Here is a 25,451-nt window from a genome sequence, read left to right on the forward strand (position 1 = left end):
GGTGGTGACGGGCACGCCGTCGATGGGGGTGGCAGGCGGCCTGCCGGGGCCTGGATCGGGTGCCGGGGTGGTGTTGGTCACCGCCGTGGCTACCAGTGTCGCGGCATCGTTGCCGGCCGCGTCCTGGATGGCGTTGGCGTCATTGGCCCCGCTGGGGTCGGCATAGGCCACGGTCACCACCTGGCCATTGGTCACGGCCGTGGTCAGGGTCAGGGTCACGGTCTTTGCCGCGGCATTCACCACCGCCGCCGTGACCACATTGGGCGTGGCCCCCACCATCACGGTGAAGCTGCCGGGCGCGGGGGCATTGACCGCATCGAGCGTGCCCGCATCGGTACAGGTCAGCACCAGCTGGTTGCCGTTGACCGTGGCCGAGGCAAAGGCTGGCGCCGTGGGATCGATGGTGACCGACAGGCTGAGCGAGGCCGCGCTCGAATTGCCCGCCGCGTCCGAGGCCTTGGTGGTCAGCGTGTGCGCGCCCGTGGCCATGGCAATGCTGGTGATGGACCAGTTGCCCGCGCCATCGGCGGTGGTGCTGCCCAGCACCGAGGTGCCATCGGTGTCGTACAGGGTGACGTCCGCGTTCAGCCCAGCCGTGCCGGTAAAGGTGGGGGTGATCGTGCTGGTGATGTTGTCGGTGCTGGAGGCACCGGTATCGCTGGCGGTATCCAGGTCGGGTGGGGACGAGGCTGCGGGGGCGACGGTGTCGATGGTGTAGGCCTCGCCTGCGGTGTAGCCGCCCGTGATGGCCATGCCCAAGCCGTTCTGGATGCCCGTGCCGCTGCCATTGAGGTCCAGGCGCAGGGTGCCGTCGCCGCTCACGCTGCCGACCGTCACGGTGTAGGTGCTGCCCGAGCCGCTGATGCCTGCCACGCTGCCCGTTGCACCGACGCCTGTCGCGGTGAAGTCGCTGGTGTCCACGCCGCTCACCGGCTGACTGAAGGTGACGGTGTAGTCCACGCTGGTGGCATTGGTCAGTGCCGAGCCGCCTGTGCGCACGATGCTGCTGACCGACGGGGCGGCGGTGACCACCAGGGCAAAGGTGTCGCTGGCGCTCAGGCTGCCATCGCTGGCCGTGACCTTGACCTGCAGTGTGCCCGCATCACCCACGGCCGGGGTGCCGCTGAAGGTGCGGGTGCCGGGGTTGAAGCTGAGCCAGCCCGGCAGGGCGCCGCCGCCGTCGAGCGTGGCCGTGTAGGTCAGCGTGGTGGCGGCGTCCACATCCGCGAAGGCGCTGGAGGCGAAGGCGAAGCTGAAGGCCTGGGTGGCCTGCGCCGCCTGGTCGGGGAGGGGGGTGGCGACGGTGGGGGCCTCGTTGACGTTGGTCAGCGTGACGGTGAAAGCCTTGTCCACGCTCAGGCTGCCCGCATCGGTGCTGCGCACGGTGACGGCGTAGCTGGCCTGGGCCTCGTGGTCGAGCACGGTGCCGGCCCGGAACTGCAGGTTGCCGCCGCTGATGGCGAAGAGCCCCGCATCCGCACCACCCACGATGCTGTAGGTGAAGCTGTCGCCCGCATTCACATCGGTGGTGGTGAGCGCGCCGATGGTCAGCGGCATGGCTGTGGAGGTGTTCTCTGCCACGCTGGTGGGCGAGAGCGCGATGTTGGTGGGGGACTCGTTGACCACGCTGACGGTACTGCCCGCGCCATTGTTCACCGCCGCCTGTCCACTGGCCATGCGCGTGCCGCCTGTGGCGAGCGTGAGATCGGTATCGCCATCGATGGACAGGATGTAGGTCTGCCCGTCGGTGAGCCCGGTGCGGTTGTTGTAGAAGCCGCTGACCTTGTAGGTCTCGTTGCCGCCGTTGGCCACGGAAATGGCCAGCCCCGCGAAAGTGATCTCGTTGGTGCCGGCGTTGTAGGTGCCCACCACGTTGGTGGCGTCGGGCCCGCTCAGGCGCCAGGTCACCTTGCTGAAGTCGCCAGTGCCCGAGGTATGTACCTTGAGCTGCGATACCCCCAGCGCCAGGCCGTCGCTGCCGCCCCCGTCGGTGAGCTTGAAGTCGAACACGTCGACCGCTTCTGCGGCCGTGTCCGCGGAGCTGGGCAGGCCCACGGGCTCGCTCACCCCGGTGCCGGCGGTGAGGGTGCCGTCGGCATTGGTGGCGGGCACGGCATTGTTCAGGTAGAGCTTGACGGCACCCGCGTAGAGGGGAACCGTCCAGTCGCCGGCATAGAAGGCCACGGCCACATCGGTGTCGCCATCGCCATCCACGTCACCGGCCGCCAGGGCCCGGCCGGTCACGGGCGAGCCCTGGTACATGAAGGCCGGGTCCTGCAGCACCACCCCGGAGTCGGAAAACGCGCCGGCCCCGTTGTTGAGCATGATCTTCTGGCCCAGGCCGTCGAGGTCGCCGTCGCCATCCACGTCGGCGAAGGCGTTCGGTGCCTCGGCCCGGGTGAAGGCATGCAGCTGGGTTCCCAGCGCGCCGCTGCCATTGTTCTGGAACAGGGTGAGGTTGGCGCTGGCGCCGTTCACGCCGCTCACCAGGGCGTCGGCGTGGCCATCGCCCGTCAGGTCCGCCGACAGGGCAGCACCGCCGAAGGCGTCGCCAAAGCTGCTGTGCTGGGTGAAGACGCCGCTGCCATTGTTGGTCAGAATGCGCACGGCGTTGTCTTCGACGACCACGGCATCCTTGTCGCCGTCCCGGTCCAGGTCCACCAGCGTCGCGACCTGGGGGTCCGAGACCTTCGCCGGGCTGGATGACAGCGTGAATGCGCCGGAGCCGTTGTTCTTGTAAACCGCGTAGTTGCCCTGGAAGATGCCGACGAAGGCATCCAGGTCGCCGTCGCCATCGAGGTCGGCGATATCGGCGGTCTGCACACCGCTGCCGATGGTCCCGCCCGCGGTGAAGGTACCGGAGCCGTTGTTCTGCCAGATCTGCAAGGGCGATTGGTAGGAGCGGGTGACCAGTTCCAGCTCGGGATCGGCATCGAGGTTGACCAGCCATGACTGGACGATGCGCGCCGCTGGCAGGCTCTGGTGCAGGTTGAAGTTGCCGGCGCCGTCGTTCTTCCAGATCTGGCTTGGCTGGTTGCCTGCGGCCTTCTCCACGCCGATGAAGATGTCCAGGTCGCCATCGCCATCGAGATCAATGAACCGGGCCGTGGTGGCGCTGGAGTTGTCGGTGGTGTTCGAGTAGGACCAGAGGGTCTGGCCGCTGGTGTAGGCGAGTGCCATGCGTGGGCTTTCGTGGATCGGTCAGTCGATCAATGCGTGGTGGGTTTGATGACGCTGGCGGCGCTGCGGGTGTCCGTGCGCCAGAAGGCCATGTCCTGGTACTTCTCGACAATGTCGGGCGGCAGGAGGGTCTGGCGGTCGCGGGGCGCCACCTTGCGGTGCACCTGGTGCATGCCGGCCATGCCCAGGGCTTCGTCGAACTGCGGCGCGTCGTACTCGACGTTGTCGAAGTCATGGCCGTCGAACCAGGGCTCGCCGATGAAGTGGTAGACCAGCTCCAGCACTCTCTGCGGCGCGCGCACCAGCAGGTCATAGTCCACCAGCAGCAGATTGCTCGCATGGGGGCCGTAGTAGGCTTCCTTGAGGGCCGCCCAGGGAAAGCCGATGAGCCGGTCATGGCGGGCCAGCGCGGCCATGCGGCTGTAGATGGTCAGGCGCTCGGCCTCGCTGGCGAACAGCTTGGTGTTCTCGAACGGGTTCTTGTGCAGCTGGTTCTCGAGGCTGTCCATGATCCAGGGGATGTCGCGCACGCAGGCGATCATCTTCGCCTGTGGGAACATGCTGGTGATCATGGGCATCTTGGCGCACCACAGGCGATTGGTGTCGAATATGACTTCCCGATCGATGTCGCCATAGAACGCATCGAACAGCCCGCCCAGGATCTTCTTGCGCAGGGGGGCGTCGATCATCAGTGACAGCTCCCCGCCGGCGCTCATCAACCGCAGGTTGGCCGAGACCAGGCCGCCCACCGGGCTGGTCATGCCGGCGTGCAAGCGCGGGTTCTGCAGCAGCAGGGCCGACAGCAGTGTGGAGCCTGCGCGTGGCAGGCCGGTGATGAAGTGGTACTTGTGCACAAATTTCCAGAGGCCCAGAAAACGAAACGCACCCGCGCAACCCCATGCGGGCGCCGTTGCGTTTTTTTCACGTGTATGTTCAAGGCGCCAAGCCTGGCGATGCGGGGCCAGGCTTGCCGACAGCGCCGCCAATGATTGGCAACACATGACACGGGTTGTAGCGGGGCCTTACCAAGTGGTAAACCCTACCGAAGTAGGGGCAGGGCCGAGGCCCGCCTGCATATATGCCGCGCGTTGTCCGGCGCGCCCCGCCTGGCAACACTGCGGGCATGCCTATTTCACCGCTTTCCTATCCGCCCTCAGCCCTTGCAGAGGGGCTGCCGAGCCAAGCCGCCGACGACATCACCGCCCTGGTTGCGAGCGGTGCCATGGGGGTCGACGAAGTGGTGGCTCTGCTGGCCGAGGCGAGCCAGGCCGATGCCGCGCAGCAACGGCGCGAGGCCGAGGTCCGCGCCGTGCGCGTGGGCGCGCTGGGCCGGCGGCTGCTCACCCTGGCGCAGGAGCAGGTGCAGCAGCGCCAGGTGACCGAGGAGCGCTGGTACAAGGACGTGCGCCAGTTCAACGGGCAGTACGACCCGGGCATGTTCGGCGACGAGGGCGAGTACGGCAGCCGGGTCTTCGTGCCCTTGACCCGGCGGCTGTGCGGGCTGGTGGAGGCGCGGCTGTTCGACATGCTGTTCCCCAGCGAGGAGCGCAGCTATGTGATCGAGCCCACGCCCGTGCCCGACCTGGACGAGGCCCTGGGCCTGGCCGGGCAACTGCCACCCGACACGCCCATGCAGTCGCCCGAGGGGCAGATGCTCACGGCCGGCGGCATCCAGCAGGCCATCGGCCAGATGCTGGACGAGGCCACCAAGCGCTGCGATGCCATGCAGCGCGAGATCGACGACCAGCTGGCCGAATGCAGCTACCCGCGCCATGCGCGCGACGTGATCCATGATGCGGTGCTGTATGGCACGGGCGTCATCAAGGGCCCTGTGCCCATGTTCCGCACCACCAAGCGCTGGGCGCGGCAGGGCGATGGGGCGTATGTGATGGGCCTCACGCGCAAGCCGCTGCCGCAGGCATCGCGCGTGGACATCTGGAACTTCTTTCCCGACATGAGCAGCACGCACATCCGCGAGGCGGAGTTCGTGTTCGAGCGCCACTACCTCACGCGCCAGGAGGCGGCCGACCTGCAGGACATGCCCGATGTGGACGCCGACGCGCTGCGCCGCATGCTGGGCGCCGAACCGACCACGCCCACCCACAACCACCGCGAGCGGCTGCGCGCCATCAGCGGCGCCAGCGGCGCCAAGGACCTGCGCTACGAGGTGTGGGAGTACCACGGCCCCATCAGCGCGCAGGACCTGGCCGACTGCGGTTGCGCGGTGGAGGACGACCCCCTGAAGACCTACACCGGCGTGGTCTGGTTCGGCAGCCAGGGTGAGGTGCTCAAGGCGGCGCTGAACCCGCTCGACAGCAACGAGCACCCCTACAGCGTGTTCACCTGGCAGATGGACGAGGCCAGCATCTTCGGCTTTGGCATGCCGTATGAGGTGCGCGACAACCAGGAGAGCGCCAACAGCGCGTTCCGTGCCATGCACGACAACATGGGCCTGTGCGTGCTGCCCCAGGTGGTGGTGGACGACCAGGCCATCGAGCCGGTGGACGGCTCCTGGCGCATGGCGCCGGGCAAGTTCTGGCGCAACAAGCGCCCGGGCTCGGACGCGCGCCAGGGCATCCAGTTCATCGCCATCGACGCGCGGCTGCAAGAGCTGCAGGCGATCTTCGGCATGAGCAAGCAGCTGATCGAAGAGGTGGGCACGCTGCCGGCCTTTTTGCAGGGCAGCGAGGCGCCTAACTACATGCAGAGCGCCACGGGTGCGAGCATTGCCTACAACGCGGCCAACCTGTGGGTGCGCCGCGCGGTGCGCAACTGGGACGATGACATCGTCACGCCGCTGATCACGCGCTTCTTCGACTGGAACATGCAGTACAGCGAGAAGGCCGAGATCAAGGGCGACAGCCGCGTGCGCGCGCTGGGCATTGCCGCGCTGGTGGAGCTGGAGGGCCAGGCGCAGCGACTGCAGGCCTTCATGCAGACGGCGCAGGCCATGGGCCTGCCGCCGAGCAACCAGATGCGGCTGATGCGCGAGTTTGCGCGCGCCTTCAAGCTCGACCCCGACCGCGTGCTGCCCACCGAGCAGGAGATCGCCCGCATGCAGCAGGCCGAGGCGCAGCAGCCCCCGGGCCAGGGCGGTAAGGGCGACCCCGGCGCCGACCGTGTGGCCCAGCAGCGCGAGCAGGCCGCCATGGAGGGCGAGCTGGAAAAGGCCCGCCTGCAGCTGCGCCGCGAGGAAAGCCTGGCCCAGCGCGAGCTGGCGCAGCAGCGCATGGCGCTGGACGCCGCACGCAGCGCCGCACGCGAGCGCACCGGTCAGGCCGAGGTGCAGCGCCGCCAGGCCTTCGAGGTGCAAAAGACCCGCGCCGTGCTGGCCGACCGCCAGGCCGACCGCGACAACCGCGCGCAGATGCTGAACGCCGAGATGCAGTTCGCCGCCATGAACGGGAGGGGGATATGACCGGAGGAAATTTCACATGAGCTGGATGGAGCAGATCAACCCCGCCACGGCCGTCTGGCGCGGTGTGGAGGCCTACGCCGCCGAGCGCATGGCCGAGCTGACCACGGTGTGCACCACCGTGCGTTCCAGCGACACCGAGATACGCGCCGCGCAGGCCGCCATCCAGGAGCTGCAGGCCCTGCTTGCCCTGCCCGGCCGCATTGCCCTGCAGGCGCAGCAGCGCGGCACCACCGACCGCAGCAAAGGATATTGACCATGGCGGGATACACGCAAGACCAGATCACCACGGCCTACAACAGCGCCAAGGCCGGCGGCATGAGCGATGCCGATATCTTCGACTCCGGTGCCAAGAACTTCGGCGTGACGCAGGACCAGTTCAACCTGGCCCGCCAGGCCTGGGGCAGCACGCCCGATGCCGGCGCCTACACCTCGGCATCCACGCCAGCCCCCGCGCCCGTGCCCGCCGTGGCTGCGGCCCCGGTGTCCTCGGGCTGGGAGGGCGGGCGCGACCTGACCGCCGACGAGATCGGCACGGCGCGCCAGTGGTCCGTGGGCAAGACCAGCCAGGAGGCGGCGCAGCAGGCCAGCGGCATGGGCCTGACACAAAAGCAGTTCGGCCAGATCTACGGCTGGTCGGCCGAGGACTCGGCCATCGGCGGCTACGGCACGCAGGGCGGGCTCGAAAAGCCTTACCACGACTACACCTACGATGCCCAGAAGGGCTGGACCAAGGGCACGAAGAAGCCGCCCACCACGGGCATCAACCTGTCGCAGCTGCAGGGCGCGACGCGCTGGGACGTGGCGCCCAACGAGACGGTGCGCAGCCAGCTGCAGCAGATCATTGCCGACGACAGCCCGCTGATGCAGCAGGCCCGCGCCCGCGCGCTGCAGACGGCCAACACGCGCGGCCTGCTCAACAGCTCGATGGCCCTGACGGCGGCCGACTCGGCCATGTACGACGCGGCCATGCCCATTGCCCAGCAGGACGCCAGCACCTATGCGCGCGCCGGCGAGTTCAACGCCAACACGGCCAACACCTTTGCGCGCGACAACAACCAGTTCGTGCGCGACGCCTACATGGCCGACTTCAACGTGCAGGCCAACGAGTGGGCGGCCCAGCAGCAGTTCGACCGCGAGTACAAGATGCTGGACCGCCAGCAGCAGCTCACGCTGGAGCGCGATGCCGTCCAGAACGGCTACCAGTCGGCGCGCGACCAGTTCGCGGCGCAGAACCAGATGGCGATCGCGCAGCTGGAGGCGGCATCGCGCGCAGCTAGCGTGCAGCCCGACACCAGCGTGCTGCGCACCCAGATGCAGATCGACGCCGATGCAAAGAAGACCAACCAGCAGACGGCCCTGGACGGCCGCAACACGCTCACCAACCTGCGCAACGACGGCACTGACAAGATCTTCCGCATCCAGACCAGCGACATGTCGCCGGAGCAGAAGAAGGAAGCCATCGACAGCGTGGTGTCCATGACCAACAAGAGTCTGGGGAACCAGGCCTCGTACCTGGGCATCACGCCGGACAGCTGGCTGCTCACTGCCATGCCGACGTCGCCTCCGACAGCGGCACCATCACCAGCGGCACCCTCAGTGCCAGACGGCGATGCAGGTGGCGGAGCAGGAGGTCCGAATTGATCCGCCGCGCCACCCGCGATGACCTGCCCGGCCTGGTGGCATTGGCCCTGCGTGAGCATGCGGCCAGCCAGTTCGCCCACCAGCCCGTGGACTTGGAGCACGTCCAGGCGTCGTTCCTGTGCGTGATCCACGGCCTGGCCGGCGCGGTGTTCGTGAGCGAGTCCGGCGGGGAGTTGCACGGCCTGATCGCCGGCATCGTGCAGCCCGGCCTCTTCAACCGCCGCCAGACGGCCTACGAGCTGCTGTGGTTCGCCGAGGACGGTTCGGGTCTGCGCCTGCTGGCCGCCCTGCGCGACTGGGCCATCCGCATGCGCGCGGTGCAGCTGGTGGTGCACGACTACGCCGGCATCGCCGACCCCACCCGATTCACCAAGGTCATGGCCCGCCGCGGCTTTGACGTCATGGGCACGGCCTACGTGTCCGCACTGGAGAGCTGATCCATGGCCATCATCGTTCCCATCCTTCTGTCCTACACCGGCGCCGCTGCGGCCATCGGCACTGCTGTCGGCATCTCTGCTACCGCGGTGACCGCCATTGCGTCCGTGGCTTTTCAGGTGACAGGACTCAACAACAAGATCAACAAGGCGGCCTCCAAGGTGTTCGGGGAAGATCTGGTGATGATCGCGAACATTGCCGGGGCGGTGTACGGCGCAGTGAATGGTGGGTTTGGAGGGGGCGGGGCGGATGCAGCAGCTGCGGCCACTGATGCTTCCTCCGCCATGGCCGTCAACGGTCTGGACGCAGCTGACAACGTGTTCAATGCGGCTGGCGGATTGGTGTCGGATGGCTTCTCGGCGCTCAGCAGTACCAGCGACGCATCTTCCCTCCTGGCGACGAACGGTCTCGATATGGCTGACAACACGTTCAACCTGGCCAACCAGGCAGCGGGGGGCAAGCTCGCATCGGATGGCGTGGGTATTGCCGCGGCCACTCCGACATCTACCCAGGGTGTGGACCTGATGAAGGGAACACAGGTTACCGGCACCGATACGAAGGAGATCGCGGAGGTATCCAGGACGGCCGACCTGTCCGGCGCCTCGCGGCCCGCAGCAGCAGCTCCAGCGGCTTCCGCGCCGGCGGCCAGTCCGGTGGCCCCAGCAGCCACCAGCGCCAACGCTGCGGGGGCAAAGGCCGCCGCGCAGGCTGCGGCCAAGGAGGCAGGAATGTCTGCCTTCGACTCGGCGGCGAAGAGCGCAGTCACCGCAGCGAAAGCGGCTCCCGAGGCCGGCAGCTTCTTCGACCGGCTCGGAAAGATGGCCACCAGCGAGAAAGGCATGGGCGCGATCGTTCAGGGCGTGGGTGCTGGCCTGACCTCCGCGGCCAACAGCAAGGCCCAAAAGGAACAGCTGGAGTTCGCCAAGAAGAAGTACCACAGCACCTCCGGCATTCGCGTCGCCTAAGGACTACCACCATGAACCTGAACGAAATGGCCCAGCAGGGCGCACCTGAGGCCGATCCCACGACCGGCACCACCGGCGGCAAGCAGCAGCCCACCGCCCAGCAGCAAGCCCAGTTCGGCATGCTGCTGGGCCGCGCCCGCCAGATCATGGGCGAGCAGGCGCAGGAGTGGCGCCAAGCGATGGAGGCCGACCCTGTGGAGGCTGCCGTGCGCATGGGCACGCAAACGCTGCGCTTCCTGGCCATGGATTCGGAGAAGGCGGGCCAGCCTGTGGACCCGGCAGTGCTGTTGCATGCGGGGGTGCAATTGGTGAAGGACATCGCGGGTGTCGCCAACGACGCCGGCCTGGTGCCCGACGACCAGCTGGAGCCCTTCCTGCAGCAGGTGATGCAGGAGTCCATCGCCGAGTACATGCGCATGGACGCGGATGAGGGGCTGATGCCATCCCCCGAGCAGTTGCAGCAGAAGGGCGGCCAGCAGCCACCACCAGCACCAGGTCCGCGAGGGATGAATCTCGCGCAGATGGCGCAAGGGGGTATGCAATGAGCTTTTTCGCCAACCTCTTGGGCGGCACGCTGCAGGGTGTGGGCGCCGGCATGTCGTCCATGGCTGCCGATGAAGAAAAACTGCGGGCGCAGCGCGCCCTGCAGCAGCTGCAAGAGCAGCAGACTGCGGAGCGCATGGCCGGGCGTGCTGGTGGTGTGGGCAGCCGCGCAGGCTTCAACCTGATGGAGGAGGCTGCCCGCGCCCAGACGCCTGGGCAGCGGCAGGACCTGGTCAACCGCGTGCGTGCCATGGATGAAGACGCCGGCCTGCGCCTGGCCGACGTGGGCTTTGGCATGCCCGTGATGAACGCGGTGGCACCCACCGCGGGCGACTTTGCCCGCTACGACCGCGCTGGTGACATGGGCGCTGCCCCACCCACCACCACGCTGGAGCGCGCCGCCTACGACCGCGAGAAAGGCGCCCAGGCGTTGCAGCGGCTGTACACGCTGTTCCTGGACCCGGGCAAGCTCGACGCGCATGCGCGTGGAGAGCGGCAGTTCGGCCTGAACGACAGGGCCGAAGCCAGCGCCGTGGCGGTGGAGCAGGGCGGCGGCTCGCCCTTCGATGCGGTCGCGGCTTTCCAACGCGGCAGTGCCCCGCAGCCCGAGCGGCCAGGTGTGCGCCCTGGGACGGAGGCGGTTCTGCAGCCCATGGGCTCCGTCGCCAATGGAGGGACTGGCCCCGGCTCGCTGGCAGGTACCGGCGCCAAGCTGAACCGGCCGCTCTCGTCCGCGCCGCGCGACGGAGCGGTGGTCCGAGATGCCAATGGCCCGCAGTACGTGGTGCGCAATGGCCGGCCTGAACTGCAGGCAAAGGCGCGGTGATGGACTGGTCCCGGTTTGAGCTGTTGGATGCGCCGGGCGTTTTCGACGCAGACGTTGATTGGCCCAGTTCGAGCTGGTGGCGCTGGGGCCGGGCGATGGCGTGCAGCAGTCGCCTTCCTCGCGGCTGGACGCGGCGCCCACAGTGCCTGTGAACGGCGGTTGGCGTCCGAGCGCGGCCCGGCCGGGTGATGCCCCTGTGCAATCGATCATGGCGGATGCGCCGCCCGTTGCGCGCAGCATGGCAAATGCCGCGCCCAAGGCCCCCGCACGCAAGGGCTTGCTCGGCCGCTTGGGCGATGAGTTCACGCAACTGCGCGACGAAGTCTTTGCCGGCGCAACGAACGCCTCCGCCAGCCTGCAGGCCATGAACGCCAGCGCCGCGGCCCACCAGTTGCTGCAGCGCCAGGAGATGCTGGCCCAACTGGTAGGCGAAGGCCGGGGCGACAGCGCCCAGGCGCAGGGCCTGCGCACCTATATCGCGCACGCCTCCCAGCGGCTTGGTGGTATGGCAGTCGACACGGCTGAGGCCGGCGCCCTGGCCGATGCCGCAAGCCGCATGACCACGCGGCCGCAGGTGCGCGCGGTGTTGGAGGCCAAGAGCTTTGGCGAAGCCTGGGAGGTGTTCAAGAAAGACCCCTTTGCCGACAAAGGTACGCTGAGCGTGGAGGGTGATCCCCGTGCGCTGGAAACTTTTCTGGGCAAGGCAGGCGTAGACAAGGTGTTCCTGTTTGACCGCAGCCTGTTGGTGGCTCCAGAGCAAGCAGCGCAGGCGCAACGGGCGTTGGCGGCGTTGCCGCTTTCCTTGCCTGGGCGCAACGGCACGGGCGTGCCGCCCGCCGCACCTGTTGGCACCAGATCATTGAGCTTGCGTCCGGCATGCTTGCTGTGCGTGGCGATCCAGATGCCATTGAGGCGGGGCTGCTCGCAGGTGGCGTGCGCGACGCGAAACGGTTCTCTGAAGGAATGATGGTGCCGGTGCACGAGGCAGCTCTGGCAATGGGTTTGCTGGCGTCACCGGATTTTGCGCAAGCCGCTTCCTTGGATTCCCCACATCCACCAGCACTCCATTCCGTGCTGGCCCGTGAGGATCCCCCTGGAGAACCTCCACCTGCAGGCAATTTGCCGACGCAGCAAGAAACGGATGCTGTCTCCGCACCATTACTTGTTGGTAGCAGCAGTCCTCAACTGCGAAATGCCGATGGGCAGTTTGTAAATTTGTTCACGGACCAGCCCGACCCGCGCAGGCTGAAGAGGGGTGAGCTAAGGCAGGGGAGTGATGGCCGGTGGAAAATCCATGGCTCCGGTGAGCCTCTGACAGCAAAAGGAACCTGCAACTATGTAATTCAAGGGGGACAGATCTTCGTTGGACTGGCTGGTGGTCAAGAGAAGCAAGGGCATATCGACATTGCGCGAGGGCAGCCGGTGGAGTACGCTGAAAAAATAAAATTTGGATCAGGAAAGAACAGCAAAGGAACACTTGTTCGATGGACGAATTCATCTGGGCACTACAGGCCGGAGCCGGTAAGATCTGATTGGGCACAAGAATTCAGATTGCCATTCGATAAATTTGAGGATCGTCACGATGACTATTAAGGCGGGTCGAATGTGTTTTTCTTCGATCGATGAGATTCGGCGAGCTATTGGGTCTCATGCCATAGATAGTCGAATGGAGAATGGCATTTCCCAATATGTGAACCATGCTGAAAGAGAGTGTGCTTGGGAGTGCCTGGATTTTTTGCTGACGCACGAAGTGTCAAAAGTGAACTCCATGGGACTTCGTGTTTTCAGGCGAGCAGTTCGTGACCGGGTACTGATGCAAAGGGCTCTTCGGCTGAGCTTTCAGGTCACGAGGCTTCCTGAGCTGCGCTACTGGTATCGCCATATGCTCCCACGATTTCCGTGGGCAGCTCTTGAAAAGGATTTGTGGGGTGAAGTCTACCGGCGAGAAGGGGATATTGATTTTTCCATTCATCTTGCTGATTGTTTGAGATTTCTTTCTAATAACAACCGGAATAAAAAAAGGAAATCATCAATCGATTTGTCCGGCATGTCCTGGAGCGCGTCGAAAAAACCCCTGCCGACAGCCCCTACAGAGGCATGCCAATCATTGGGTTGCTGAAAGGTTCTGCCAAAGCGGTTTCATGAGAGGTGAAGCAGTGAATTTTAAAAAGAAAGATATGGATGGGTTGGCCTCATTTTTTGCGGAGTGGCGCGGTGAAAACGCTTTCTTTGCCGGCTATGTCAATGGCCATGACCGGTTTACCATCGGATTGCAGCGCAGTGGCGGTTCGACGGACTTCATTGGCGTGACATTTGTGCAATGCGTGTATATAAGTGGCCCGGTTCGCTGGTCTGGCTGTGATGTCCAATGCGAGATGGTGGCCATGCCAGAAGGAGAGCAAGGGCTCGAGATTCGCGACCGGTCGAGCGGATTCGTGGTCCGGTGTGAAGGCCCCGTCTTCATTGGCGGAGGGAAGGCAAGCTATCCAGAGTAGCCTGGCTGGCCGCTTTGTTCACTGCCACGGCGGTCTGATAAGGCCCTGCCAAGTGCTTGCAGGGGGAGGGGCGGGCTGGCTCAGGCAGTGCCTGGCGCGGGTAAGGCCTTTTACGCCGCCAGGGGCCGCGCGATGGGCCGGTCGACCTGCGACATGCGCAGTGCGTTGGACACGGTGACGTCCAGGCGGTGGGCCCAGGAGTCGAGGTCGTTCCGCTGGGCGGTGTCGTGCCGCTCGTTCCAGCTGAGTTCGGCCACCAGACGGTCAGGCAGGTCGAGCACCGCGCGGAATGAGCGGTCGTTGGCCATGAGGGCCCAGTTGAGCAGCACGGCCTGGGCGTCCGTGGAGGCGGATACGCTGGGCGTAAACCTGCAGACGCCGGCGCGGGTGAATTCGAAGAGTGCGGTAATCACGTTGGGTATGCCCCAGTCACTGGGTTGGCCAGGCGTTGTGCCCCGGGGGCCATGGCTCCAGCGGGGTACGGTTGCTCCCCGGGGACTGGCGCGCGCGGGGCGAGCATGTCTGCCCCTGGCAAAACAATGCTTGCCTTGGAACATCGAAAGTGATTGGAGCGCAAATCGCTGGCGGGCGATATCCCCCAAAAAGGGGGCGTCGCCATCTGGCGCCAGAGGCGACGCGGGCCTTGCTTGCTGCGCACGCGCCGTTACCCGCCCTGGCCACAGGCCCGGCGGCGGCGCGCGGCAGGGCCCTCAGACGTACTCCAGCCCCGTCTGGCTCAGCCCCACCAGGTTGATCTTGCTGGCGGTGAGGTCCGAGCTGGCCACGGCCCAGGTCAGCGATGCGCCGGTGTAGCTGCCCGATTGCAGCAGGCCCGCCAGGTTCTGCACGGTGGCGGCATCGGCCGCGGTGCCGAACAGGTTGGCGTAGAGCAGAGCCACGACCTGCTCGGGCGTGGCGGAGGGGCCGGCCACGGCGGCCAGGGCCAGCTCTGCCAGTTGCTGGGGTGTGGCACCGGATTCGTCCACTGCCTTGATCACGGCACCCACCAGCCCGCGGTTGTTCAGCGCGTTGGAGCCCAGCAGGGTGCTGATGAGGCGCGCGGCGGTGCCGGCGGCCCCGTCCAGGTCCAGTGCCACGGAGTGGTCCGCAAAGCGCACGCGCTCGATCTGCTGCAGGGTGTCGATGCCGTCCAGGCCGGCGCCCTTGTCATTGAGCCGCCAGGTGCCGCTGCCGGTGGGCTGCAGGGTGTAGCCGCCCCGGGCGCCGTGGACCAGCAGGGTGTCCACGCCAGCGGCGCCGGTGAAGCTTTCGCTGGCGGGCTTGCTGTTGAACAGGTCGGCGTCGGCCGTGCCCTGGGTGCCACTGGGCTGGTTGGGGTTGCTGGGCGTCGGTACTGGCTTGGGGGGCGTGGGGGCCGGCGTCGGCGTCGGTGCGGGGGCCGGTGGCTTGGGGGCCGGGGCTGGCGTGGGCGAGGGTGCCGGGGCAGGGCCAGGCGCTGGAGCGGGGGCTGGCGCGGGCGCCGGCGCCGTATCGAAGGTCAGCGTCGGGCCCTTGGTGGAGTTGAATCCGTAGGTGCCCCCCAGGCCATCGCGGCCGTAGAGCCAGTCCAGCGCGAGCAGGTCGTAGGCCTGGAAGGTGGTCTTGGCGGGGCCGGCATGCGTGTACGACATGACGGTGTTGTTGGTGTTGTCCTGCCCCGCGGGCAGGGGGTGCGAGGAGTCGAAGGGGTGCGACAGGCCCAGCGCATGTCCCACCTCGTGCAGCAGCACTTCGTAGCCGGCGCCACCGGCCGTGGGCCGGTTGTTGATGCCGGCGTGCTCCACGTTGTCCAGGTAGACCACGGCCTCGATGTTCAGCGAGTTCACCGTCTGGTTGGGGCCGGAGTAGCTGTAGCCATAGCCCGACGATGCCAGGCCCGCGGTGGAGGGGCCCTGCAGGTTGGTGGCGGCGAAGTGCAGGTCGGCCTGGGCCGAGGTGGCGACCTCGGTGAAGACGATGCCGGTGACGGCGGAAGCATGCTGCAGGATCTGCAGGGTGGACTGTTTCTGGTCGGCGTTGAAGCCCGTGACCGCGCTGCCGGTCTTCTTGGTCGCCTCGCTGCCGGCGCTGGCGTCGAAGGTGTAGTAGATCACCTTGCGCCCGTCGGGCCAGAAGTTCCAGATGGGCGTGCCACCCAGCAGGGCATCTGCCTGGGGGTTGCCGGAAAAGCGCATGTTCTGCAGGTCGGAGACGGTAACGGCCATGTCGTTCGGGATGGGTTGGCGTGGGATCGGGCGGCTAGCGCCCGGCACGGGGGCGGGCGAGGCGCGAATCTATCACCGGGGTGTCGTGCGCGCTGTGGCGTGAAACCAAATGTCACGACATGGCGCTGCGCGCCGACAGGCGGTCGCCGGGCGGGGCTGGACGGCGCGTGGCAGACGCGATGCGGGGTGGCTGCGCGCTCAGCGCCGGGCGCACACGAAGATGTACGAGGCGCTGAAATCGCTGGCCTGGTAGGCCAGTGCCAGCGGGTAGCGTGCGCCGGCGGCCGTGTCCAGCGACACCAGGTACAGCGGAAAGCCGCGGTTGGCGTAGATGCGGTCACCGCTGCTGCCCAGGCCGTCGAAGGGCAGGCTGAGGCTGGGGACCGGGATGGGGTTGATACGGGAGGTGTCCATCACCGCCTGTGCTGCCGTGAAGGTGGCGGTGGCGTTGTACGTGGCACCCGTGTCGCTGGAACACAGGTAGGCGCCGCTGTAGGCCGCGTAGGGGTCGCCCGCGCCGGGCGGGATGGGGTACTCCGCCAGGGTGGCCACCTGGCGGTAGCGGCCGCTGTTCAGCATTTCCCAGAAGTCGCTGCCGTAGCCCACGAAGACGGCGGCACCCAGCTGCGCACGGGTGTTCCAGTTGTTGACCGCGATGGTCTCGGTCGGCTGGCGGACGGTACGGTACTCGGGGATCTCGCCGCCCGTGTAGGGCACGAAGCCCCGCGTCTCGGACAGCAGGTAGAACTGCCCGTTGTGCAGCAGCACGAAGTACAGCTTGCCCTGGCCGAGGAAGCGCGACTCGGGGCTGACGCTGACGGCAAAGTTCAGTGCCTGCGTGCTGCCGCTGATGGTGGTGGCCACCGTGGTGATCTGGGCAAAGGCGGGCGCGGCGCCCAGGCCCAGTGCCAGGGCGGCGCTGACCACGAGGGTGCGCAAGGTAGGGAGCATGGTGGTGTCCGGTTACAAGCCATTCAACGCGGTGGCGTTGCCTGTGGTTTACGTGGGGTAGGGCGCTGCTGTTGGCGCGCACGCACGCACGCGCAATGCATTTTGCACCCTGCCGGGGCCGACGGGCCTGTGGTGGGCGCATACTGTGGCATGGCGCGCCTGCCATGGTGCCTGCGCCCTGTTGCCGTTGCCATCCCTTCGACCTGCCGACCGCCACCATGCCCATCCCTTCGACCCCCACCCCCACCCGCCTGCCCACCCCGTTCGAGTCGCTCGCGGGCGTTGCCAAGTTCCTGGGCGCGCAGGAGATGAGCCCGGCCTTCCATGCGCGGCATGCGCAGGCCATCGATGCGGCATGCGCCTTCCTGCAGGAGCTGGTGCGCGAGCACCCGTCGCTGGACATGGCGTTCAACGCGGCGCTGCCGCTGCCGGTGGAAGAGGGTGGCAAGCTGGTACTGCAGGCGCTGTCGTCGATCCAGTTCGCCGAGCAGAAGCTGCACTGGTTCGACAGCCAGATGAACACCACGCTGCGCGCCCTGGCGCCCGTGGTGCGCGACCCCGCACTGCCCACCTGGATGGCGGAATGCCGCTGGGCGGTGGATGGGGCGGCGGTGAATGTGTAGGGGATTCCCGCCCACGGCCGCTGGCAGGCCGTGGGCAGCGTGCCCGGCGCGCGGCCCTGGTCAGAGCTTGGTGCAGGCGTACATGATTTCGCTGCTGTACGTACTGCCTTGGTAGCCGACCGCCAGACTGTACGAGCCGCCGGACAGCTTGAGCATGACCAGCTTGAGGGGGTAGGGTGTGCTGTGGTAGATGCGGTAGCCGGGCTCCTGGAGGATGGTGCTTGCCGGCAGGCTGTAGGAGTACACGGGGATATTCGACAAGCGGGTCACATCGATGGTGGTGGCGCTGGCGGTGAACGAGGCGGTGATGGAGCCCGAGCGACCGTACTCGTCGTAGCACACGTAGCTGCCGTTGTGTACCGCATAGGGGTTGGTCACGACGGGGGGCGTGGGCGTCGGCGTCGGTGCAGGTGCCTGGGGCAGCGTGGCCACTTGCTTGAACCTGCCGTTGTTGATCATGTCCATCACATCGGTGCCAAAGCCCACGAAGACGGAGGCGCCGGCTTGGGCGGTGGTGTTCCAGCCCTGCACGGTGATGGTTTCGGTGGCCTGGGTGATGGTGCGGTAGGCCGCAGGCTCGCCGCCCGTGTAGGGGATGAAGCCGCGGGTCTCGGACAGCACGTAGATCTGCGAGCCGTGCAGTATCACGAAGTACAGCTTGCCACGTCCCAGGTACTGTGCCTCGGGCGTGATGCGGGCCACCAAGGTGTAGGCGCTCGATGAGCCGCTGCTGGTAGCCGATGCTGTGATGTCGGCGAATGCGGGACTGGCGGCGCCAAGGCTGGCGACGACGATGGCAGCGGCGGCGGCAATTTGCTTGAACGTGCGGGTGAGGAGCATGGCAGTGGTGAACCGAGGTTGCGCCGGCGTGGGCTTCTTGGGGTTGTGGTGGCCGGCAGGTGGTAGAGAGAAAAGCAAAGAAAGATGCGTGCGAAACACATGTGTCCATATGGACACACTTGTATCCATTGGTTTCTTGATTTCAAGGCAATGGAGCGATCACCACAATCGCCAATATGGGTGATGCAGGCAGGCTTCATCGCCGAGCGCCCTGCGGGCAGCGGAGTAGGGTGGGGGGCAGGTGCCGCGCGCGCGGCCGGCGCCGTTACAAAAACCGCTGCGCCAAATAAGGCGCCGGGTCCACGAATGGCGCCTCGCCGCTGATGAGCTCGGCCACCAGGCGCCCCGTGACCGGGCCCAGGGTGAAGCCCTGGTGCGCGTGGCCGAAGTTGAACCACAGGCCCGTGTGCCGCGGCGCTTTGCCCAGCACGGGCAGCATGTCGGCGGTGCAGGGGCGGGCGCCCAGCCAGGGCGTGGCCTCCACGGGCTCGCCCAGGGGCAGCAGTTCGCGTGTGGACTGCTCGGCGCGGCGCAACTGCACGGGGGTGGCGGGGGCGTCCAGCAGCGCGAACTCGGCCCCGGTGGTCAGGCGCAGGCCGCGCGCCATGGGGGCCAGCATCACGCCACGTTCGATGTCCAGCGCGGGCATGTTCAGGCTGGGGCCGCCGGCGAAGTGGCGGTGGTAGCCGCGTTTGCTGAACAGCGGCAGGCGGTAGCCCAGGCGCGTGGTGAGCGCGCCGGCCCAGGGGCCCAGGGCAATCACGGCGTGCTGCGCGCTGATGCTGCCAGAGTCCACCTGCACGGCCCAGCCGCTGCCCTCCTGCCGCACCGCCATCGCGTCGCCCGTGGCCAGGTGCCCGCCGCGCTGCACGAACAGCCGCGCATAGCGCGCCACCAGCTCGCCGGGGTCGCGCACGGTCCACGGGTCCTGCCAGTGCACGGCGCCGGCCAGCGGCATCTGCAGCACGGGCTGCGCGGCGGCCAGGGCCGCCGTGTCCAGCACCTGGCAGGCCAGGCCGTGCGCTGCCGCGGTGGCCCGGGCCTGCGTGGCGGCCGCGTCGAACACCGGGGCGGTGCGGTACAGCTGCATCCAGCCTTGCCTGTGCACCAGGTCGGCGGCGCCGGCCGCTTCAATCCAGCCGCCATGCTCGGTCAGGCAGTGCGCGATCAGGCGGCTGTAGGCCTGGGCGATGGGCGCGTAGCGCCCAGGCGCCGACGCGGCCCAGTAGCCCAGCAACTGCGGCGCCAGGCGCAGCACGGCGCCCCAGTGGTAGTGGGCGTCGTTGCTCAGGCCGGTGGCGATGCGTGCCAGCGTGGCGATGTTGCGCGGAAAGGCGTAGGGCTGCACGGCCTCGCGCTGGATGATGCCGGCATTGCCGTACGAGGTCTCCTGGCCCGGGGCCTTGCGGTCGACGAGGGTCACGGCGTGGCCGCGCTGCTGCAGCGCCAGGGCGGTGCTGACGCCGACCATGCCGGCGCCGAGAACAATGGTTTCCATGGGGTGATTATTGTGCCGGCCCGCGCCAGGTACACCCACTGCGTTGCGCTGTTTTTCGAACCCTCGATTGCCGTATCGGCAATCGCTGCCCGCGGCCACCGCGCACTGACATTGGCCACTTGCCATGCCACACCAACGCGATACAGTCGGCCCGGATAGGAGCTGTCCTACAAGGCCGGGCGGCAAGACCGGTTACCTTTCCACCACGGACCCGCGCCGCGCAGGGCCGTTTGTGTCGATCCCCGCCCCTGGGACAAAGGTTGCGTATGAGGACGGCTCCCGTTGTATTGAGAGGCCACTGCGCTTGCCGCCGTGTGGAGTACGCCGTGCATGCGCTGGAGTTGGAGGCCGCGGTGTGCTACTGCGAGACCTGCCGCAGGGCCTCCGGCGGTGCCGGCATGGTCTGGGTCGGTGGCGACAGGGGCACCCTGCGCGTGTATGGCGCGCTGCACACCTGGCGCTCGTCCGACCACGGGGCTCGCCAGCTGTGCCCCGAGTGCGGCAGCCAGCTGTTTCGCCTGGAGGATGCGCAGCCCGGCGTGGTCGAGGTGGCCGTGGGCACGCTCGACGATGCCAGCGCCATCCGCAGCACGCACAGCGCCTTTGCCAACCAGCGCCCGCGCTGGGATGCACGCATGGCGCTGGGCAGCCAGCCGCTGGCACCGGTGCCCGGCCTGCTGGCCAAGGGCACCCTGCACAGCGAAGCGCCGGATGGGCCTGCGCGCGACGAGACACTGCACAGCATGCTCACCAGCACGCAGGACGCCTTCGTCAGCATCGATCCCGGCGGCTTCATCACCGAGTGGAACCCGCAGGCGCAGGCCGCGCTGGGCTGGAGCTACGACGAGGCCATCGGCCGGCCCATGCACGAGCTCATCATCCCGCCCGAGATGCGCAGCGCCCACCTCTACGGCATGGCGCGGCTGCAGCGCACGGGTGAAGGCCCGGTGCTGCGCCGGCGCTTCGAGGTGGATGCGCTGCACAAGGACGGGCACCGCCTGGCGGTGGAGCTGTCCATCGCGCCGCTGCGCATGGCTGGCGGCATCGGCGCCACGGCCTTCATCCGCGACACCAGCCAGCGCCAGGCGGTGGAGCGCGAGTTGCGCGCCAACCAGGACCTGCTGCAGCGCACCGGCGAGCTCGCGCTGGTGGGCTCGTGGACGGTGGATCTGCCCGCCAGCACGGTGCACTGGTCGCCCATGGTGCGGCGCATCCACGGCGTGGACGATGACTTCGTGCCCACGCTGCCCGGTGTGGTCGGCTTTTACGAAGAGGGTGCGCAGGAGCGGCTCATCGCCGCCTTCGAGCAAGGCATCGAGGACGGCCAGAAGTGGGAGATCGAAGCCCCTCTGCGCACCCCCGATGGCCGGCGCGTGTGGGCGCGCGCCATCGGCAACACCGAGTACGACGAACACGGCGCGCCGGTGCGCGTGGTCGGCGCGCTGCAGGACATCACCGGCCGCAAGCGGGCCGAGGAATCGCTGCACATGCTCACCCAGATCCTGGAGGCCACGCCCGACTACGTGGTGCAGGCCGACAAGGACGGCCGCGTGACCTACATGAACCCGGCCGCGCGCCAGGCCCAGGGCTACGATGCCGGCTACGACGTCACGCAGCACCGCTTCATCGACTTCAATACGCCCGAGACCACGCGCCGCTACCGCGACGAGGTCATGCCCGCGGTGCACAAGACCGGCGTGTGGATGGGCGAAAGCACTGTGCTGGTGGCCGGCCAGCCGATCGCGGTGGACCACTCGGTGCTGTCGCACAAGGACGCCACCGGCCAGGTGGTGCGCTACACGGCGGTGATGCGCGACATCTCGGCGCAGCAGCGCGCGCGCGCCGACCTGTTTCGCCAGCAGCGCACGCTGAGCTCGATTGCCGAGGCGATCCCCGATGTCATCGCCGTGGTCGACCGCGAAGGCCGCTACGAGTTCGTCAACTCCGCCTTCGAAAAGCTGGTGGGCCCCTCGCGCGCGGAGATCGTGGGCCACAAGATCGGCGAGGTCATGCCCATCCAGGAGCTGCAGGGCAGCATGGCCCACATCCAGAAGGCGCAGGGCGGCGAGCCCACCTCGTTCGAGCTGGACCTGAACCTGGGCGGGCGCCAGCGCAACATGGCCATCACCCTCGTGCCCCGCCAGTCGGAGGGCGGCACGCCCGACGGCTTCATCGCCGTGCTGGACGACGTGACCATCCACCGCCAGCGCGAGTCGCGCCTCATCGGCCTGAGCGAGCGCGACGGCCTCACCGGCCTGGTGAACCGGCAGGGCCTGGAGGCCTACCTGCAGCGCATACCGCTTGGCGAGGCGCACGGCGTGGCCATGCTGTACGTGGACCTGGACCGCTTCAAACCCGTCAACGACACCTGGGGCCACCCGGTGGGCGACCAGCTGCTGCAGGCCGTGGCCGCGCGCTTCCTGGCCCTGGTGCGGCCCATGGACCTGGTGGCCCGCGTGGGCGGCGACGAGTTCGTGGTGGTGCTGGGCGGCATGCCCGGCCGCGCCGCCGCCGAGCAGGTGGCCGACAAGCTCGTGGCCACCGCCGCCAAGCCCTTCGACCTGGGAGGGCGCAGGGTGCTCATCGGCGCCAGCGTGGGCGTGGCCTTTGCGGGCGACGACGGCTGGCGCGGCCTCATGGAGCGGGCCGATGCCTCGCTGTACCGCGCCAAGGCGGCCGGGCGGGGCAGGCGCGCCTGAAATGGCTGGCCCCTGAGTTGCCGCGCCTCGGTGCAGTCAGTGGCCATAGGCGGCAGGCACCCCCGGGTAATCACCACGCGCCGGGGCTTGTAGCAGCAGCAGCCATGGCGCGCAGGCTTGGCACACGCATGGCGGCGCCTGCAGCACAGTGCTGTGCAACCCCATCCCCCTTCTGTTTTGGGTAGCATCGTCGCTACAGTCCAGCCCTTGGTGCCTTGCCACGAAACCCGCGACCCCGACGAAAGACCTGCCCATGCCAGCTGATTCCCATCCCGTCTGCGTGCGGGAGTTTCGCCAGGTTCTGCTGTGGCCCCTGCGCCTGATGCCGGTGCGGGGCTTCGAAGGCCGGCACGCCAAGCCCTGGCAACTGCTGGCGGACATGGGCGAGGAGGCCTCGCCCTGGCGCGAGGTGGTGGACGAATTCACGGGCGACAGCAGCCGCTTTCACGAACGCCACTACAACGAGTTCGTCACCTTTTTGCCCTACGTGCAGCGGTTCCTGTATGGCGAAGGCCGCAGCCAGCCAGGCAGCAGCGCCACCGGCTCGCCGATGCGGGTGTTCCGGCGCAGCGACGTCAGCGCCGTGCGGGCGGTGCTGCGCCCCGGCGACGCGCCGATCATGCTCGACATCGTCCACGTGGACCTGTATTTTTTTCTCGACCTGGACCTGGTGCTGCTCAATGTCGAGGTCAGCGCCCGCGACCTGGCGCTCGACCAGGCGCAGGAGCTGCTGTACCGCTTCGGCCGTGGCTACCCCGCCGGCTGGGATGCGCAGGGCCATGCCCAGCACTGCCTGTACAGCGCCGAGTGGCTGGACGCCGCCGGGCAGGTGCTGGCCCAGTCCGATGCCAACCAGCGCGACCTCTTCATGGCCCATGTCAGCAGCCACCGCGCCCCGCGCATCGCGGCGCACTGGGCCTGGCTGCTGGAGCCGCTGGTGAGCGACCATTCCGAGCGCAGCGGCCCCCTGCGCTACCGCCAGATCGAGTACTACCGCATGCCGCAGCTGGCCTTTCTGGCGCTGGACGACCCGCGCGCACTCAGCCGCAGCGACTTCGTGCGCCTTGGCCTGGTGACCGGTGCCCCCATGTCCGGCGACGGCACCGGCCTGCCCTACGCCGAAGAGTACCTGGACGACTTCGAAAAGCGCTTCTGCTACGACCGCTTCTGGAGCGGCAGCGGCGCCGCCCCCAATACGCGCTACCTGTGCAGCGGCCATTCGCTGCTGGTGCTGGGCGATGCCGGCAGCCCGTTCTATGTCTGCCGCGACCGGGGCGTGCTGGCGCAGTTCAGGCACCAGCATTTTTTGCTCTTCTTGATCGCGCATTTCCAGAAGGCGGCGCTGCTGATGTTCTCGGACCGGCTGGCCGAGGCCCTGAAAGACCTGGACATTGCCGATGCCGCCAGCGTGCGCCGTTTCAAGCGCACCATCCGCGACAGCTTTGCCGGTTTTCTGCGTTTCACGCACCGCTACTGGTTCCACGAAGTGTCCGAACAGGCCCAGGTGCGCGCCCTGTTCCGCATGTGCGCCAACCACCTCGGGCTGGACCCGCTGTACACGGAGGTCAAGGAGCGCATCGGCGAAATGAACCAGTACCTGGACGCCGACAGCCTGCGCCGCCAGGCCAATACCGTCGTGCGGCTCACGGTCGTGACCATCTTCGGCCTGATCGGCACCGTGACCACGGGCTTCCTGGGCATGAACCTGCTGGCCGAAGCCGACGCCCCCCTGGGCCGCAAGCTGGCAATCTTCGCCATCGTGTTCGTGCTGACCACCTCGCTGACCGTCTACACCATGGCCAAGTCCAAACGCCTGTCGGACTTTCTCGACGTGCTCTCGGACGAACGCGCCACGGCCTGGCAGAAGTTCAAGGCGCTGGGGCTGGTGTGGAAGCGTACGGGCGGGTAGAGGAGGGCGGGTGGTACGCCATGGGCCGCAGCCGTTGAACGGCCGGCAGGCACAGTTGCTCTGGCGAATCTACCCGTTCACCGACAAGGGCTTGGCCGCCGGGAAGCTCGACGCGCTTGGCGATTCCAAGTCCCACGAGAGTGGCCCGGGGTGCCGCGCGCCCTCCTTGGCCCGCTCCTACACGGCGCGCTCTGCCGGCAGTTGCTCTGGCCGGTTGTGCGGTGCCCGCAGAGTATCCATCGTCGGGTTGGGCGGGTTCACGAAAGGAGAAGCGACCACTACCGTGCCTTGAGGTACTTGCGGCCGTTCCGTCAGGGCCAACGCCGCCTCGACCAGCGCGCTCTGCTCTTCCGATTCCCAGATCAACGGCCCGCCCGGATCATAGTAATCCATGCGCGTCTCCGACTCGTGCATTGACAGTAGCGACTGGTTCTGGTGAGGTGGATTCCGTGCCGTGCCGGACAACGGATGGGGCAGGTTGGGTGGGGACGCTGTCATCGCTGAACGTGTAGCGGGGATGCCCTTGGCGATCGCCAGTATGGGCCCCGGATCCTTGTTCACCTCAGCCATGTCCGCAAGTGCCTCTTCCACGGCCAGCGCATGCCAGTTATTCACAGGCATTGAGCCGCGGCGGTGCTGTCCATCCTCCGAATTTTTCCAGCGTGCCGCGTATTTGCGCACCAGTGGATCTGTCAGCAGATGCAGCATGGTTTGGCGGTATTCTTGCAATGTGACCGATTGACTGAGGCCCAAATGAAAAAGTTCGTGGAATACGACCCTGAACCCCTCAACCTCATCCCTGATTCCCTCAAGGAAAAGATAGAGCCTTCCCTCACTTACCCCGCCACTTGGCATGCTCTCAGGCGCGACGAGACCAGCAGCCGTTGGGTTTTGCACGATCATTGGCGTGACCGCCCCACGCATCCCCAGACCATCAAGCGCCTTGTCCACAATGTCCTGCGCTTGCTGGGCCGTTATGCCCGGCCTTGGCGTGGCAGGGGTTGAGGGCCCGTCGAACTCGCTGGCATATGCCGGGTTCTCCCGCTGCGCCACCGCGAATGCCAGGTCCACCAGGTCTTGGCTGTCGAACAGCTCCGGTTTGTTCGTGAGCCTGTCCCATGCCTCGCGCATGGCGGCCCGCACCCGCGCCAGCCAGCCCTGCACCGAGTTGTTCGGCATGAGCGCTGTAGGCTGCACCCCCAACTCCATGGCCACCTGTACGGC

Annotated in this window: 22 protein-coding genes; 14 read left to right on the forward strand and 8 right to left on the reverse strand. The window is 67.4% G+C overall.

Features of this window, described 5'->3' with window-relative positions; all coding sequences use genetic code 11:
• Nucleotides 1-3,180, reverse strand: a 3,180-nt coding sequence (locus PMI14_RS24470; protein ID WP_007858414.1) for an FG-GAP-like repeat-containing protein, incomplete at its 3' end; no start/stop codon positions are given.
• 29 nt (nucleotides 3,181-3,209) lie between these two features.
• A complete protein-coding gene (locus tag PMI14_RS24475; protein WP_052024484.1) occupies nucleotides 3,210-4,034 on the reverse strand; it encodes a sulfotransferase in 825 nt (274 codons plus the stop codon).
• 269 nt (nucleotides 4,035-4,303) lie between these two features.
• Here PMI14_RS24475 and PMI14_RS24480 point away from each other — a divergent pair, with 269 nt between their 5' ends.
• From PMI14_RS24480 to PMI14_RS35075, 11 genes are read left to right on the forward strand one after another with little or no spacing between them, the layout of a single operon-like run.
• Nucleotides 4,304-6,598: a hypothetical protein gene (locus tag PMI14_RS24480; RefSeq protein ID WP_146187988.1), complete on the forward strand. Its 2,295-nt coding sequence runs from the start codon at nucleotides 4,304-4,306 to the stop codon at nucleotides 6,596-6,598.
• Between the two features lie 16 nt (nucleotides 6,599-6,614).
• Nucleotides 6,615-6,851: a hypothetical protein gene (locus PMI14_RS24485; RefSeq protein ID WP_007858418.1), complete on the forward strand. Its 237-nt coding sequence runs from the start codon at nucleotides 6,615-6,617 to the stop codon at nucleotides 6,849-6,851.
• 2 nt (nucleotides 6,852-6,853) lie between these two features.
• Entirely contained in the window at nucleotides 6,854-8,239 is a 1,386-nt protein-coding gene (locus PMI14_RS24490) for a hypothetical protein (protein ID WP_007858419.1), read from the forward strand.
• On the forward strand, nucleotides 8,236-8,676 hold the full coding sequence (locus PMI14_RS24495; protein WP_007858420.1) for a GNAT family N-acetyltransferase: 441 nt from the start codon (nucleotides 8,236-8,238) through the stop codon (nucleotides 8,674-8,676). The genes PMI14_RS24490 and PMI14_RS24495 overlap by 4 nt, the downstream gene beginning before the upstream one ends.
• A 3-nt stretch (nucleotides 8,677-8,679) precedes the next feature.
• On the forward strand, nucleotides 8,680-9,639 hold the full coding sequence (locus PMI14_RS24500; RefSeq protein ID WP_007858421.1) for a hypothetical protein: 960 nt from the start codon (nucleotides 8,680-8,682) through the stop codon (nucleotides 9,637-9,639).
• Between the two features lie 11 nt (nucleotides 9,640-9,650).
• The gene (locus tag PMI14_RS24505; protein ID WP_007858422.1) at nucleotides 9,651-10,184 is read left to right on the forward strand and encodes a hypothetical protein; all 534 of its coding nucleotides are present in this window, start codon (nucleotides 9,651-9,653) and stop codon (nucleotides 10,182-10,184) included.
• Nucleotides 10,181-11,008, forward strand: a complete 828-nt coding sequence (locus PMI14_RS24510; protein WP_007858423.1) for a hypothetical protein — start codon at nucleotides 10,181-10,183, stop codon at nucleotides 11,006-11,008. The genes PMI14_RS24505 and PMI14_RS24510 overlap by 4 nt, the downstream gene beginning before the upstream one ends.
• Before the next feature lie 58 nt (nucleotides 11,009-11,066).
• A complete protein-coding gene (locus PMI14_RS24515; protein ID WP_035205557.1) occupies nucleotides 11,067-11,975 on the forward strand; it encodes a hypothetical protein in 909 nt (302 codons plus the stop codon).
• On the forward strand, nucleotides 11,942-12,601 hold the full coding sequence (locus PMI14_RS35065) for a hypothetical protein (protein ID WP_157405908.1): 660 nt from the start codon (nucleotides 11,942-11,944) through the stop codon (nucleotides 12,599-12,601). The genes PMI14_RS24515 and PMI14_RS35065 overlap by 34 nt, the downstream gene beginning before the upstream one ends.
• Nucleotides 12,591-13,127 (forward strand): hypothetical protein, encoded by a 537-nt coding sequence (locus PMI14_RS35070; RefSeq protein WP_146187990.1) that lies wholly within the window; start codon nucleotides 12,591-12,593, stop codon nucleotides 13,125-13,127. Before PMI14_RS35065 ends, PMI14_RS35070 begins: the two co-directional genes overlap by 11 nt.
• 37 nt (nucleotides 13,128-13,164) lie before the next feature.
• Nucleotides 13,165-13,503 carry a hypothetical protein gene (locus tag PMI14_RS35075; protein WP_146187991.1) on the forward strand — a complete coding sequence of 113 codons (339 nt, stop codon included), beginning with the start codon at nucleotides 13,165-13,167 and terminating at the stop codon, nucleotides 13,501-13,503.
• 110 nt (nucleotides 13,504-13,613) lie between these two features.
• Here PMI14_RS35075 and PMI14_RS24520 read toward each other — a convergent pair whose 3' ends face one another.
• From PMI14_RS24520 to PMI14_RS24530, 3 genes are all read right to left on the reverse strand, one after another.
• Nucleotides 13,614-13,916, reverse strand: coding sequence for a hypothetical protein (locus PMI14_RS24520; protein WP_007858432.1), 303 nt, complete (start codon nucleotides 13,914-13,916; stop codon nucleotides 13,614-13,616).
• A 297-nt stretch (nucleotides 13,917-14,213) separates the two neighbouring features.
• Nucleotides 14,214-15,707, reverse strand: a complete 1,494-nt coding sequence (locus PMI14_RS24525) for a M12 family metallo-peptidase (RefSeq protein ID WP_007858434.1) — start codon at nucleotides 15,705-15,707, stop codon at nucleotides 14,214-14,216.
• 198 nt (nucleotides 15,708-15,905) lie between these two features.
• Nucleotides 15,906-16,658, reverse strand: coding sequence for a hypothetical protein (locus PMI14_RS24530; RefSeq protein ID WP_007858435.1), 753 nt, complete (start codon nucleotides 16,656-16,658; stop codon nucleotides 15,906-15,908).
• A gap of 218 nt (nucleotides 16,659-16,876) precedes the next feature.
• Here PMI14_RS24530 and PMI14_RS24535 point away from each other — a divergent pair, with 218 nt between their 5' ends.
• On the forward strand, nucleotides 16,877-17,281 hold the full coding sequence (locus tag PMI14_RS24535; RefSeq protein ID WP_007858436.1) for a hypothetical protein: 405 nt from the start codon (nucleotides 16,877-16,879) through the stop codon (nucleotides 17,279-17,281).
• Between the two features lie 60 nt (nucleotides 17,282-17,341).
• On the opposite strand, the gene PMI14_RS24540 is transcribed toward PMI14_RS24535, so the two are convergent.
• Nucleotides 17,342-18,121, reverse strand: coding sequence for a hypothetical protein (locus tag PMI14_RS24540; RefSeq protein WP_007858437.1), 780 nt, complete (start codon nucleotides 18,119-18,121; stop codon nucleotides 17,342-17,344).
• Nucleotides 18,122-18,386: 265 nt separating this feature from the next.
• Entirely contained in the window at nucleotides 18,387-19,619 is a 1,233-nt protein-coding gene (locus tag PMI14_RS24545; RefSeq protein WP_007858438.1) for an FAD-binding oxidoreductase, read from the reverse strand.
• A 314-nt stretch (nucleotides 19,620-19,933) separates the two neighbouring features.
• Between PMI14_RS24545 and PMI14_RS33710 the strand changes: the two genes are divergently transcribed.
• Both PMI14_RS33710 and PMI14_RS24555 read left to right on the forward strand, forming a co-directional pair.
• Nucleotides 19,934-22,318: a PAS domain S-box protein gene (locus tag PMI14_RS33710; RefSeq protein WP_052024485.1), complete on the forward strand. Its 2,385-nt coding sequence runs from the start codon at nucleotides 19,934-19,936 to the stop codon at nucleotides 22,316-22,318.
• A 253-nt stretch (nucleotides 22,319-22,571) separates the two neighbouring features.
• Nucleotides 22,572-24,227, forward strand: coding sequence for a hypothetical protein (locus PMI14_RS24555; RefSeq protein WP_007858441.1), 1,656 nt, complete (start codon nucleotides 22,572-22,574; stop codon nucleotides 24,225-24,227).
• Nucleotides 24,228-24,404: 177 nt separating this feature from the next.
• On the opposite strand, the gene PMI14_RS24560 is transcribed toward PMI14_RS24555, so the two are convergent.
• Nucleotides 24,405-25,451 (reverse strand): hypothetical protein (locus tag PMI14_RS24560; protein WP_007858443.1); only part of this gene is annotated, 1,047 nt, incomplete at its 5' end.

Source organism: Acidovorax sp. CF316 (genome assembly GCF_000276605.1).
In the GTDB taxonomy this organism is placed as follows: Bacteria; Pseudomonadota; Gammaproteobacteria; order Burkholderiales; family Burkholderiaceae_C; genus Acidovorax.